A 12,152-nucleotide genomic window follows, 5' to 3' on the forward strand; every position below is an offset into this window, starting at 1 on the left:
CGGTCCCCATCAGACCGGGTGCAGGCCGGGGAACCCCAGGCCCAGGGTCTCGGGCTGGCCGGTGCGGATGTTCAGGCACTGCACCGCGGCGCCCGCCCCGCCCTTCACCAGGTTGTCCAGCGCGGCGATCGCGGTGATGCGATCGCCGTCCACGGCGAAGCCGACGTCGCAGTAGTTGGACCCGGACAGCAGCTTCGGATCGGGGAGCCGGTGCGTTCCGGTGCGGTGCGCGACGATCCGCACGAACGGCTCGCCGGCGTAGCGCTCGCGGTAGGCGCGGCGGACGGCCCTCTCGTCGGCGGAGGCGGTGCCGGTGGCGTGGCAGACGACCTGCACGCCGCGCACGGCCTCGACCCCGGTGGCGGTCATCCTGGCGTTCAGCCCGGTCAGCCGCGCCACCTCCGCCTCGTGGCGGTGCCGCGCGGGGGCGAACACCCGCAGCGCGCCGCTGCGTTCGGCGTGCAGGTTGGCGTCCCCGGCGAGGGCGCCCGACCCGCTCGACCCGGTGCGGGCGTCGATCTGCACGTCCGGGCCGATCAGCCCGGTCAGGGGGCGCAGCGCGAGGATCGCCGCCGTGGCCATGCACCCGGGCACGCTGATGAGGTCGGCTTCGGCCAGCTCCGCGCGGAACAGCTCGGGGACGCCGGGGACGAACGCGCCGAGCAGTCCGGGCGCGGTGTGCGGGACGCCGTAGTACCGCTCGTAGACGGCGGGGTCGGGGTCGCGGAAGTCGCCGGAGAGGTCGATGACCGTCTTGGCCCGTCCCCTCATCTCGGGCAGCAGGCTCATGGTGGCCTTGTGCGGGGTCGCCGTCAGCAGGACGTCGCAGGCGTCGAGGTCGTCCGGGGCGCTGAACAGCAGGTCGGTCTGGGCCCGCAGGTTGGGGTGGACGGAGTCCACGCGGCGGCCGGGGAACCGGGTCGAGACCGCGTGCGCGACCTCCGTCCCCGGATGGCCGATGAGCAGCCGCAGCAGCTCGCCGCCGAGGTAGCCGGCGGCGCCCACGACGCCGACCCGGATCACGCCGCCTCCAGCACGTGGGAGACGATCGCGTCCGCGACGTCCACGTCCTCGCCGTGCGCGTCCTGCAACCCGCGGAACTCGACGTTGTGGTTGACCTCCAGGACGAGCGGCCCCTCGGGTCCCTCGATCAGGTCGACGCCCAGGATCCCGCCGCCCACGGCCCGCGCGGCCCGCAGGGCCGGCCCGACCAGGTCGGGCGTGAGCGGGCAGGGCTCGGAGCGCGCGCCCCGGGCGGCGTTGGTGCGCCAGCCGTCCGAGTAGCGGTACGTCGCGCCCACCACGGTGTCCCCGGCGACGATCACCCGGATGTCGCGTCCCGGTTTGTCGACGAGTTCCTGCAGGTAGACGATGTGCTGGAGCGGGGAGGGCAGAGCGGCCCGGTGCTCCAGGACGGTCTGCGCCGACTCCCGGTCGCGCACGGCCGCCGCGAGCCGTCCCCACGACCCCGTCAGCGGTTTGATCACCACGGGGAAGCCCAGCCGCTCGGCGGCCTCGGCGCCCTCGTCCGGGGTGAGCGCGACCGCCGTGCGCGGGGAGGGGACGCCGGCGCGCTCCAGCGCCAGCGAGGTGCGCAGCTTGTCGCCGCACACGGCGATCACCTCCGACCGGTTGACCGTCGGCACCCCGCGCGCCTCCAAGATCATCGACGCGTAGAGGGCGCGGCTGTGGGAGATCTCCCGGTTCAGCGCCGCCGCGTACCGCGGCCCGGCGCTCGCCGCCCCACCGCCCAGTTCGGCCCTGAACCGCCGGGTGTCCACGTGCGCGTACGGTACGCCGCGGCGCTCCAGCGCGGCGAAGACGCGCTTCTCCTCGTACCGCACCCGGGAGGCCAGCACGGCCACCGGCCTCACTCGCCCCAGTCCTCCTCGATCTCGGGGGCGAGCGCGAGTGCGACCGGGTCGAGGCCGACGACCTCCAGTTCGCTGGAGCAGTCGGCGCACTGCGCGATCTCGCTGAGCCGGACGGGCTCGGCGAGCTGGACCGGGCCCTCACACTCGGGACAGGTCTGGGTCATGCGTGCCACCTCCATGGGTTCCGCTGGTCAGGTTCAGCGCGGCGGCGACGACCGCGCCCGCCGTGATGCCGTACCGGTCGAGCAGGTCCTCCTGGCCGCCCGCGCGCTCGGCGAACGTGTCGGGCATGCCGACCCGCGCCACCCGGGCCGGCGCGTGCTCGGCGAGGGTCTCGGCGACGGCGCCGCCGAGGCCGCCCGAGCGCCAGTGCTCCTCGACGGTGACGACGCCCGCGGTGCCCTCGGCCGCCGCGACGACGGCCGCGACGTCGAGCGGGCGCAGCGTGTGCAGGTTGAGGACGGCGGCGCGCACGCCCTGCTCGGCGAGCCGGTCGGCGGCGCGCGCCGCGGCCAGCACCGGGTGGGGTCCGCAGGCGACGATCGCCACGTCCCCGCCGCGCCGCAGCCACTGCGCCCGTCCGATCTCGAACGGGCCGGCTTCGGGCGCCGCGCCGTCCAGGCCGGGGGTGGCGGAGCGGCCGAGCCGGATGTAGGCGGGGCCGGGCAGCGCCGCGCTCTGCCGGACGGCCTCGCCCGCCTGCCCCGCGTCGCCCGGGACGACCACGGTGAAGCCGGGCAGCGCCCGCATGACGGCCAGGTCCTCCAGCGCGTGGTGGGTCGGGCCGAGGTGCCCGGCGGCCAGCCCGCCGTGGGTGGCGACGATGCGGACCGGCAGCGCGTTGTACGCGATGTCGATCTTGATGGCCTCCAGCGCCCGGGTCGCGGCGAAGGTCGCCATCGTGGTGACGAACGGGACGTTCCCGCTGGCGGCCAGGCCCGCGGCCGTGCCCATCAGGCTGTGCTCGGCGATGCCGAGGTTGAGGTAGCGGCCGGGGACGCCGGCGAAGGCGGCCGCCTCGAACAGCCCGGTGTCGCTGTCCAGGCAGTACAGCCGGTCGTCGGCGCGCATCAGCTCCGGCAGCAGGTCGCGGTACACCTCCCGCGCGGAGCGCGGCCGGGGCGTCTGCCGGGCGGGGTCGGCCGTCATGAGACGGCCCGCCTGCGCCGGGCCTGGAGCACGGCCAGGGACCGCTCGGCCTGGCGGCCGCTCAGCCTGGCGTAGTGGCTGCGCGTCTTCGCCTCCAGCGACGGCAGGCCGCGCCCCTTGACGGTGCGGGCGACGACCACCGTCGGAGGCCCCTCCCCGGTTCCGCCCGGGGCGAGCGCCTCGCGCAGCGCGCCGAAGTCGTGGCCGTCCGCCTCGCGCACCGTCCAGCCGAAGCTGCGCCAGCGGTCCGCCAGCGGCTCCAGCCCGATCGCGTCCTCGGTGGGGCCGGTGATCTGGAGGCGGTTGCGGTCGACGACGGCCGTCAGGTTGCCGAGGCCGAGCGAGGCCGAGGCCATGGCCGCCTCCCAGACGGCGCCCTCCTGCAGTTCGCCGTCGCCGAGGACGGCGAAGCAGCGGCGGCCCCGGTCGGCGAGGGCGAACCCGTTGGCGAGCGCGAGCCCGTGCCCGAGCGATCCGGTGGGCATCTCCACCCCCGGCACCGCGCGGACCGGATGGCCCATCAGCCGGCTGCCCGGCCGGGAGTACTCCGCCAGCTCCGCGACGGGGAAGAAGCCCCGCTCGGCCAGTACCGCGTACAGGCACATCGCGCCGTGCCCCTTGCTGAGGATGAAGATGTCACGGTCCAGCGCGGCGGGACGGCGCGGATCGACCCGCATCACCTCGAAGTACAGCAGGGTGAGGATCTCCACCAGCGACATCGACCCGCCGAGGTGGCCGCCCTCCGGCCCGGCGCACATCCGCACGATGTGCTCGCGGACCCGGTGGGCGACCGCCGGCAGGTCCGCCGCCGGATCGGCCGGCGCCGGCGCGCCCATCAGCGCCCGCCGGGAAGCGAGGCGAGCACGAAATGGCCGGGCAGGTGGACGGCGAGGCCCTCGCGGATCTCGGCCACCAGCGCGTCCCCGTCCAGCCGGATCGTCGAGGACCGGCGGTCCAGCAGCGTCGCGGCGGCGGTGAAGTCGCCGACCAGGGCCGTTCCCGCGGGCACCATGCGGGTCCTGCTGACCTTGACGCCCTGCACGGCGAGCCGTTCGAGGAACGCGCCGTCCGCCACGAGCGGCCACCAGTCGTCGGGGTGCATGACGATCCCGTCCGCCGACCCGCCGTACCACTCGCACAGCGCCGCCGTCGCCAGCAGGGTCCGGGCGGCCGAACCGCCGTCCGCCGGGTCGCAGGGCCGTTCCCGCAGGCCCGGGACGCGCAGCAGGCCCTGGATCGGCCCCGTCCCGTTGAGCAGGACGTCGTTCTCCGCCGTGCCGAGCCGCACCAGCAGGCGGTAGTCGACGAACGCGGCGAGCGCGGCCGGGTCGGCGAGGATCTCCTTGGGCACCGGCACCGAGGCCCGCACGACCTGCGTCCGGACGGTCGCGGAGCCGACCTCGAACTCCCACTCCGGGGCGGCGTCGTCCGGCGAGGTGTTCTCGGCCCGCTCGGTGAAGACCGTGACCTCGTCGGCGTCGACGACGGCCTTGCGGAGCAGGTGCCGGACGGTGAGGCGGGGACGGCGCCTGGCCGGCGGGAACAGGTCGCTGATGGAGGCGCGCAGCTCGACCGCCGCGTCCGGCCCGTGGCGGGCGTGGGCGAGCGCGAACTCCTCGCCCGGGCTGCGCCGGGTCAGCTCGGGGTCGTCCAGCATCATGCGCACGTCGGACACCGGCATCTCGGACATGGTCAGACCCCCAGGGAGCGGCCGCCGTCGACGACCTGGACGGTGCCGGTGACGAAGCTCGCGCGGGCGCTCAGCAGGAACACCCCGGCCGCCGCGACCTCCTCCGGCCGGGCGACCCGGCCGAGCGGGATGCCCGCCTCCCGCGCGACGCGGGCCGTCTCCGCCCCGGGTTCGCCGGTGATGCCGGACAGCAGCGCGTCCGTCGCGGTGTATCCGGGCGCGAGGACGTTGACGGTGAGGTCCCCGGGGCCGAGTTCGTGCACCAGGGTCTTGGCGTAGCCGACCAGCCCGGTCCGCACGATCCCCGAGAGCGCGAACGCGGGGATGAGGTCGCGGATCGTCTCGCTGGTGACCATCAGGATGCGGCCCCAGCCGGCCTCCCGCAGGTGCGGAAGCGCCGCCTGCGCGAGCCCGATGTGGGAGACCATCGCGAGGTCGAGGGCGGCGCGGTAGTCGTCCGGGCCGAACGCCCCGGTCGGCCCGGCGGGAGGCCCGCCCGCGTTGGTGACCATGATGTGGACGGCGCCGTGCTCGGCCGCGGCGTCGTCCACCCAGGCGCGCGCCGCCTCGCTGTCGCGCACGTCCAGCGCCCGGGTGCCGACCTCCGCGCCGAGGTCCGCGCGGATCGCGTCGCGGGCCTTGGCCAGCCGGCCGGGGTCGCGGCCCGCGATCGACACCGCGGCGCCCTCGCGCACCAGGTCTCGGGCGATCGCGAGCCCGATGCCCGCCGACCCGCCCGCGACCAGGGCCACTTTTCCGTCCAGTCCGAGGTCCACGTCACACCCTCTTCTCGTAGCCGTACCGGTGCAGCAGCGGGAGCGCCATGAGCGTGGTCGCGGAACGCTGGGAGCGCGGGAGCGCGGCGTGCCACCTGCGGTCCTCCTCGATCCGGGTCCGGCCGCGGCCGAACCGGTTGGGGTTGCCGGTGACCGTGTGGTTGCCGCCGAGCTCGACCGTCCCGTCGGCGGCCACGGGGTTCGGGCCCTCGTGGCCGAGCAGGTCCAGGATGGTTCCGACCGCGGCGCGAGGGCTGCGGACCAGGGCCTCGTAGCGCATGTGCAGCGAGCGGTCCGGGTGCGCGCGGCCGACCGCCTCGGCCGCCAGGTTGAAGCCGGTCCAGTGCCAGGTGCTGTTCAGCGCGGAGCGGCGGCCCGTGTACGCCTTGGGCCGCAGCCACGAGCAGGCGACCGCGCGGGGGTCGCGGATCAGGTGGACGTAGCGGCCCTCCACGCCCGGAAGGGACGCCAGCAGCGCGGCGTCGGAGGCGAACTTGGAGCTGTCGACGATGACGCGCGCGCCCGAGACCCGGGCGATGGCGTGGTAGGCGGCGGAGAGCGCGTCCGGCCACCCGTTGCGCGGCGGATCGCGCAGAACCCGCCAGGTGTGCCGGGTCCGGTACGCGTCCTGCCAGGCGACGACCTCGGCGGCGTGCCGTTCGAGGGGCGTCCCGGGCGGGCGGACCTCCTCCAGCACCGCGGACCAGAACGGGCATTCGCGATGGCCGAGCCCGCAGCCGCACCTGCCGTTGCTGCCCGTTCCGAGAACCCCGTTCAGCCAGAGGAAACGCAGTTCGCCGACGTGCACGATCCCCGGGGCCTCGGCGAGGACGTTGCCCAGCATGGTGCTGCCGCTGCGACACCAACCGGTGATGTAAAGCACCTTCATTGGCAAACCGCGACCTTCCGGGGGGTACCGGCACAAGCTGGTCGGGAACATAAAAACATGATCTTCCGTAAAGTGGAACCATCAAGAGAGGAACAGGATTGATTCGTCTTTTTGTGACGTCATGACATAACAGAGCGGGGTCGTGATGGCGGGGACGGCCAGCGCTCCGCAATATCGGCGGGCACGCTGGTGAGGACGCCGATGGGCGCCTGACGTGGGAGCGGCGGGATCAGCCGCCCCAGGAGGGACGCTCGACGATCTCGACGGCGGCGCACGTCCAGGCGAACCCGGCGCCGATCCCGACCAGCAGCACCCGGTCGCCCGGCCCCACCCCTCCGGACTCCACCAGATGGGTCAGGCCGGTGAGCTGGTCGGCCGCGCCGACGTGGCCGGTGCGGCGGCCCCAGTCCCAGGTGGTGCGTTCCACGTCCAGGCCCAGCGGCTCGGCGTACCGGGTGCGCAGCACGTGCAGGCCGACGTTGGGGAAGGCGAACCGGGAGATGTCGGCGATCTTCAGCCCGGCCTCGTCCAGCGTCCGGCCGACGGCCTCGGTCAGGCCGGAGGCGGTCCGCTCCGCGAGGCTCCCCACCAGCGCCCTGGCGTGCGCGGCGAACGCGGAGCGGCGGGCCCGCACGTCCACCGGGCGGCCGGGCGCGGAGGCGAACGGCTCGTCGCCGCGGTACAGGCCCTCCAGCGCGGTGTCGACGACCGTCGAGACGGCCAGCAGCCGGGCGAAGCCCTCCCGGGCGAGCACCGCCGCGGCCGCGCCGTCGCCGTAGACGATGCCGCGCACGTCCCCGCGCCACCGGTCGAACCCGGGGTCGGTGAACCGGTCCGCGGTCGTGACCAGGGCGGACGCGCGGGACGCGTCGGCGGCCAGGTAGGAGGCGGCCAGCTCCAGCGCGCCGAGGGCGCCCGCGCACATCTGCTGGACGTCCAGCGCGGGCGCGAGCCGGCCGTCGTCGCCGAGGACCTCGCGGTGCACGTACGAGGCGGCCGGCCAGTAGTCGACGCCCTGGAACCAGGCCGACGCGTGCAGCAGGAGCGCGACGCCGGACGGCGGGATCCCGGACCGGTCCAGCGCGCGGCGCGCCGCCGCGGCCGCCATCTCGGGCGGGGCCTCGTCGGCGGCCACCGCCACGGAGGCGTACCCGTCGGCCCTCCGGTCGTCGGCGTCGTAGCGGCCGCCGTCCACCGCCCCGTCCACGTCCACGGCCTCGGGGAGCCGGTGGGCGAGCCCGGCGAGGAACAGACCGTCGCAGCGCATGTGCGGACCTCCGGGAGGGTGACGGCAAACAAATCACACATTATGTTGATCTTCTTCGCGGGGCGAGAGCCGTTTCGTTGGCGGAGGGAGATCGCAGTGGGCGACGTACGGCACTCGGTGCCGCTACCCGGAACGCGATGGTCGGTTTGGCGAGATGTGCTGATCCGCTCCACCGGATTCCCCGCGGACGGGCTCGCGCTTTTCGCCGCGCCGGAATGCGCCGCGACCGCCGACGCCTTTCTCGACGGCGCCGCCGGGGAAACCGAATTCGCGCAGGCCATGGACGCCGCATTGGCGGACGCGGGCCGCGCCGCCGCGAAGATCGCCGCCGATCCGCTCTTCCGCGAGGCGGTGACATGGCAGAACCCCACCGCCGCGGTGCATTTGGCACGTCTCGCCGACGGCCCGGCCGCCCGGCCGGGGAAGAACCCGAGGCTGGAGCGCAAGAAGCGGCGGGGGCGCGAGAACACCCTCGTCCGCTACTGGCAGCGCTACTGCGGCAAGAACGACACCGCCGGGTTCTTCGGCCCCGTCGCCTGGGGCACGCTCGACTCCGGGGCGGCGGACGCGGTCGAGGCGAGGCCCGGCGCGGGACTGCTGCGGTCCCGCAGGGTCGACTACGAGTTCTGGGCGCTGGAGGCTTACGTCGCCGCGCTCCTGGACGACCCCGGCGTGGCGCCGTGGCTGCCCGCCGGCGTCCACCCGCACCTGCTCGTCCAAGGAGGGGAAGTCCTGCGGCCGGGGGAGGACCCGCGGCCCCTGACCGCCGCCGAAGCCGAGGTGCTGTCCCGCTGCGACGGCACCCGGCCCGCGGCCGAGATCGCCCCTGACCCGCACCTGGCCACCATCCTGGACCGGCTGGTCGAGGAGGGAATCGTCTGGCGGGGCGTGAACATGCCGTACAACCCGCGGGCGGAGCGGGTGCTCCGCGACACCCTCGACGCGATCGCCGAGCCGCAGACCCGGGACCGGGCACTGGCCGGACTCGCCCGGCTCGACCGCGCCCGCGCGTCCGTGGCCGCCGCGGCGGGCGACGCCGACGCCCTGGCGGCCGCGCTGGAACGCCTGGACGCCGAGTTCACCGCCGTCACCGGGGCGGAGCCGGAGCGGCGCAGCGGGCAGATGTACGCGGGACGGCGGCTCTGCTACGAGGACACCGTCCGCGACCTGGACGTCACGTTCGGCCGCCCGCTCCTGGACGCGCTCTCCGGCCCGTTCGGGTCCGTCCTCCTGCCCGCCGCGCGATGGCTGTCGGCGACCCTCGCGGACGCCTACGACGCCGCGTTCCGCGACCTGTACCGCGACCTGCTCGAACCGGGCGCCCGCGGCGTGCCGATGCCGGCGTTCTGGGACGCCGCCCAGGCGCTGCTGACCGGGCGCGACCGCCCGGCGGACGCGGTCGCCGCCGAGTTCGCCCGCCGCTGGAACGCGCTGTTCGGCCTGGACGGCGCGCCGGACGAGCGCCGCCTCGCCTTCACCGCCGCCGACCTGGCGGATCCCGCCGCCCGGCTGTTCGCCGCCGAGCGTCCCGGCTGGGCGGGGGCCCGCATCCACAGCCCCGACCTGTGCCTCGGCGCGGCCGGCCCCGAGGCGATGGCGGCGGGGGAGTTCACCCTCGTCCTCGGCGAGATGCACACCGCGTGGCCGACCCTCGACTGCGCCGTCTTCGCCGACCGGCACCCCGACCCGGACCGGCTGCGCGCCGCGGCGGCCGAGGACATCGGCCCCCAGTTCCGGCCGCTGTACCCGACCTGGTGGCCCCAGTACACCGCGCGCATCGCCCCCGTCCTCGGCGTCACCGACCACCAGCTCGCCTTCACCCCGGCGCCGGGAGCGGACCCCGCCCGCGTCCTGCCGCTGGTCGCGCTCACCGTGTCCGAGCACACGGGGGCCCCGGGGCACGCCGGAACCCTGGAGGTCACCGGGCCGGACGGGCTCCGGTGCCCGCTCCGCGAGGTGTTCGCGCTGCTGTTCGGCTGGCTCGGCGCCGAGGCGTTCAAGCTCGCCGGCGCCGGCCCCCACCATCCGCGCCTGACGCTGGACGGGCTCGTCGTCGCCCGCGAGACCTGGCGCACGACCGTCGGCGGTACGGCCATCGCGCCCGCGCACGGCCCCCGCGAGTACCTCGCCGCCCGCCGCCTGCGCCGCTCCCTCGGCATGCCCGAACGCGTCTTCGCCAAGGTCGGCACGGAGGTCAAACCGGTCTACGTCGACTTCACCGGTCCCCGGTACGTCTCCTCGTTCGCCACGCTGCTGCGCGCCGCCCGCGCGACCTCCGGCGACGACGTCCCCGTCGTCTTCACCGAGCTCCTCCCGGATTTGGACGAACCGTGGCTGCCCGACGCGGCGGGCCGGCGCTACAGCTGCGAACTGCGCCTTCAGTTCTGCGATCCGGAACGTCCCTGAGAGCGGAAGGCTGCCAGCGCCAGGAGCATGCAGACGGTGAACGCCACCCCGGCCGTGAACGCGTCCCGCATGCCGTCCACCTTCGACGAACCGGCGTGGTCCACGGTGACCAGGACGGCGACGCCCAGCGATCCGCCGATCTGCTGCATGCTCTGCAGCAGCGCCGAGGCGGCCCCGGACTCCCCGGGCGGCACCGACCGCATCGCCGTGAACGTCGCCGCCACCGCCACCAGGCCCGTCCCCGCACCGAACAGCAGCACCGGCCCGAGGATCATCGCGACGTAGGAGCCGTCCCGCGACACCTGCGTCAGCCACACCATCCCGGCCACGCACAGCACGGTCCCGGCCGCCATGATCGGCCGCGGCCCGTACCGGGGCAGCAGCCCGGGCACGGCCCGGCTGGCGGCGATCAGCGCGACCGTCGTCGGCAGGAACCCGAACCCCGTCGCCAGCGGCCCGTACCCCAGCACCCCCTGCACGTAGAGGGTCAGGAAGAACAGCATCCCGCTCATGGCCGCCGTGAGCAGGAACCGCATGAGGAAGGCGCCCACCCGGTCGCGGTCGGCGAACAGCCCCAGCGGGACGATCGGCTGCCGCGCCCGCGCCTCGACCACCGGGAACAGCACCAGCAGCGCCGCCGCCCCGCAGAAGGCGCCCACCGTGAGCGCCCCGGACCACCCCTGCTCGGCGGCGCGGATGAACCCGTACACCAGCAGCGTCGCCCCGGCGGTGCACGCGACCGCCCCGCCCGCGTCGAACCGTCCCTCCTGCCTGGCCGACTCCCGCACGACCCGCGGCGCGAGCAGCACGATCGCGAGGCCCACCGGCACGTTGACGAACAGCACGGCCCGCCAGGACGCCCACGCGGTCAGGACGCCCCCGAGCACCAGCCCGGCGACCATCCCCACACTCGCGACGATGGAGAACACGGCCAACGCCCGGCTCCTGCGCTCCGCGTCCTGGAAGGTGGTCGCGATGAGCGCCAGCGCCCCCGGACCCGCGAACGCGGCCCCCGCTCCCTGCATCGCCCGAGCCGCCAGCAGCCACCCCGGCGAGACCGCGAGCCCCCCGGCCAGCGACGCGACGGTGAACACCCCGACCCCCGCGACGAACACCCGCCGGTGCCCGAGCAGATCACCGGCCCGCCCCCCGAGCAGCAGCAGCCCCCCGAACGCGAGCGTGTACGCGTTCACCACCCACGAGAGCCCGGCGTCGCCGAACCCGAGCCCCCGCTGGATGCTGGGCAACGCGATGTTCACGATCGAGGCGTCGACCACCAGGGTGAGCTGGCACCCGCACAGCAGCGCCAGCGCCGGCCCCCCACCCCCCGCACCCAGACGACGCCGACCAGACGCTTCCGCAGGGAGCATGGGTCTCCTAACCACGAGCGGCCAGCCCAAAAGCTAACCAACCCCCCACACCCCCACCAGCCCCCAAATCCGACTCAGCGGCGGGTGTAGTGGGCGATTATCACGCCCTTGGGGGTGGTGACGCTGCCGGTGAGGTCGAACTCGGTCAGCGGGGCGGGGCCTTCGAAGAGGCGCTTGCCGGAGCCCAGGGTCAGCGGGTGGATCAGCAGCGTGTAGTGGTCGATCAGGCCGGCGGCGTGCAGGCTCTGGACCAGGGAGGCGCTGCCGTTGATCGCGAGATTCCCGCCCGGCCGGGCCTTCAGCTCCGCCACCGTCTCGACGGCCTCGCCGCGCAGGAGGATCGAGTTCTCCCACGCGTCCGCGTCGTCCAGCGTCTTCGACACCACGTACTTCGTGGCCGCGTTCATGTGCGTGCTGAACGGGTTGCCGTCGGTGGCCCGTCCCCACGCGTTGAGGAAGTCCTCCCACGTCCGGCGTCCGAACAGCATGTCTCCGGCGTTGGCCATCCCCTTGGCCATCTCCCGGCCCATCACCTCGTCGTTGTACTGCGGGCCCCAGCCTCCGTGGGCGAACCCGCCGCGAGTGTCCTCGTCCTGACGTCCCAGCCCCTGGACCACTCCATCGAGGGAGACGAACATCGTGACGCTGATCGAACGCATCGACCCGGTCCTTTCCGTAGTGCGGGCCGCCCGGCCGGGGCCCGTCACCCTCTACACGAACGCCCGCCCCCG

At 74.8% G+C, this 12,152-nt stretch carries 12 protein-coding genes; 1 reads left to right on the top strand and 11 read right to left on the bottom strand.

The features are described 5' to 3' along the window. Positions 1–9: 9 nt before the first annotated feature. The 9 genes from argC to AB0K37_RS04170 form a co-directional block, all read right to left on the bottom strand. On the bottom strand, positions 10–1,023 hold the full coding sequence (argC, locus tag AB0K37_RS04130; protein WP_363974487.1) for an N-acetyl-gamma-glutamyl-phosphate reductase: 1,014 nt from the start codon (positions 1,021–1,023) through the stop codon (positions 10–12). Further along, entirely contained in the window at positions 1,020–1,874 is an 855-nt protein-coding gene (gene lysX / locus AB0K37_RS04135) for a lysine biosynthesis protein LysX (protein WP_363974490.1), read from the bottom strand. Before lysX ends, argC begins: the two co-directional genes overlap by 4 nt. Beyond that, positions 1,871–2,038 carry a lysine biosynthesis protein LysW gene (gene lysW, locus AB0K37_RS04140; protein WP_258940458.1) on the bottom strand — a complete coding sequence of 56 codons (168 nt, stop codon included), beginning with the start codon at positions 2,036–2,038 and terminating at the stop codon, positions 1,871–1,873. Before lysW ends, lysX begins: the two co-directional genes overlap by 4 nt. Continuing rightward, on the bottom strand, positions 2,013–3,023 hold the full coding sequence (locus AB0K37_RS04145; protein ID WP_363974494.1) for a transketolase C-terminal domain-containing protein: 1,011 nt from the start codon (positions 3,021–3,023) through the stop codon (positions 2,013–2,015). The genes lysW and AB0K37_RS04145 overlap by 26 nt, the downstream gene beginning before the upstream one ends. After that, on the bottom strand, positions 3,020–3,859 hold the full coding sequence (locus tag AB0K37_RS04150) for a transketolase (RefSeq protein ID WP_363974497.1): 840 nt from the start codon (positions 3,857–3,859) through the stop codon (positions 3,020–3,022). The genes AB0K37_RS04145 and AB0K37_RS04150 overlap by 4 nt, the downstream gene beginning before the upstream one ends. Then, complete coding sequence (locus AB0K37_RS04155) at positions 3,859–4,713, bottom strand: family 3 encapsulin nanocompartment shell protein (RefSeq protein WP_363974500.1); 855 nt, start codon at positions 4,711–4,713, stop codon at positions 3,859–3,861. The genes AB0K37_RS04150 and AB0K37_RS04155 overlap by 1 nt, the downstream gene beginning before the upstream one ends. A 2-nt stretch (positions 4,714–4,715) precedes the next feature. Then, positions 4,716–5,489: an SDR family oxidoreductase gene (locus tag AB0K37_RS04160; RefSeq protein ID WP_363974503.1), complete on the bottom strand. Its 774-nt coding sequence runs from the start codon at positions 5,487–5,489 to the stop codon at positions 4,716–4,718. A gap of 1 nt (position 5,490) precedes the next feature. Continuing rightward, on the bottom strand, positions 5,491–6,429 hold the full coding sequence (locus tag AB0K37_RS04165; RefSeq protein ID WP_363974506.1) for a sulfotransferase: 939 nt from the start codon (positions 6,427–6,429) through the stop codon (positions 5,491–5,493). Positions 6,430–6,607: 178 nt separating this feature from the next. Next, positions 6,608–7,645, bottom strand: coding sequence for a ketoacyl-ACP synthase III family protein (locus AB0K37_RS04170; protein ID WP_363974508.1), 1,038 nt, complete (start codon positions 7,643–7,645; stop codon positions 6,608–6,610). 156 nt (positions 7,646–7,801) lie between these two features. Between AB0K37_RS04170 and AB0K37_RS04175 the strand changes: the two genes are divergently transcribed. Beyond that, positions 7,802–10,051: a lantibiotic dehydratase gene (locus AB0K37_RS04175; RefSeq protein WP_363974511.1), complete on the top strand. Its 2,250-nt coding sequence runs from the start codon at positions 7,802–7,804 to the stop codon at positions 10,049–10,051. Here the strand turns inward: AB0K37_RS04175 and AB0K37_RS04180 are convergent. Together AB0K37_RS04180 and AB0K37_RS04185 are read right to left on the bottom strand one after the other, a co-directional pair. Next, on the bottom strand, positions 10,024–11,421 hold the full coding sequence (locus AB0K37_RS04180; protein ID WP_363974514.1) for an MFS transporter: 1,398 nt from the start codon (positions 11,419–11,421) through the stop codon (positions 10,024–10,026). The two genes, AB0K37_RS04175 and AB0K37_RS04180, sit on opposite strands and share 28 nt — an antisense overlap. Positions 11,422–11,495: 74 nt before the next feature. Next, positions 11,496–12,080 carry a dihydrofolate reductase family protein gene (locus AB0K37_RS04185; RefSeq protein ID WP_363974517.1) on the bottom strand — a complete coding sequence of 195 codons (585 nt, stop codon included), beginning with the start codon at positions 12,078–12,080 and terminating at the stop codon, positions 11,496–11,498. Positions 12,081–12,152: the final 72 nt, after the last annotated feature.

The sequence above is a fragment of the Actinomadura sp. NPDC049753 genome, from assembly GCF_040674655.1.
Taxonomy (GTDB): domain Bacteria; phylum Actinomycetota; class Actinomycetes; order Streptosporangiales; family Streptosporangiaceae; genus Spirillospora; species Spirillospora verrucosospora.

Coding starts and splice junctions, on each gene's coding strand:
- AB0K37_RS04155 (WP_363974500.1), bottom strand. CDS start 4,713: ATGTCCGAGATGCCGGTGTCCGACGTGCGCATGATGCTGGACGACCCC.
- AB0K37_RS04165 (WP_363974506.1), bottom strand. CDS start 6,429: ATGTTCCCGACCAGCTTGTGCCGGTACCCCCCGGAAGGTCGCGGTTTG.
- AB0K37_RS04185 (WP_363974517.1), bottom strand. CDS start 12,080: ATGCGTTCGATCAGCGTCACGATGTTCGTCTCCCTCGATGGAGTGGTC.
- AB0K37_RS04180 (WP_363974514.1), bottom strand. CDS start 11,421: ATGCTCCCTGCGGAAGCGTCTGGTCGGCGTCGTCTGGGTGCGGGGGGT.
- lysW (WP_258940458.1), bottom strand. CDS start 2,038: ATGACCCAGACCTGTCCCGAGTGTGAGGGCCCGGTCCAGCTCGCCGAG.
- AB0K37_RS04145 (WP_363974494.1), bottom strand. CDS start 3,023: ATGACGGCCGACCCCGCCCGGCAGACGCCCCGGCCGCGCTCCGCGCGG.
- AB0K37_RS04170 (WP_363974508.1), bottom strand. CDS start 7,645: ATGCGCTGCGACGGTCTGTTCCTCGCCGGGCTCGCCCACCGGCTCCCC.
- AB0K37_RS04150 (WP_363974497.1), bottom strand. CDS start 3,859: ATGGGCGCGCCGGCGCCGGCCGATCCGGCGGCGGACCTGCCGGCGGTC.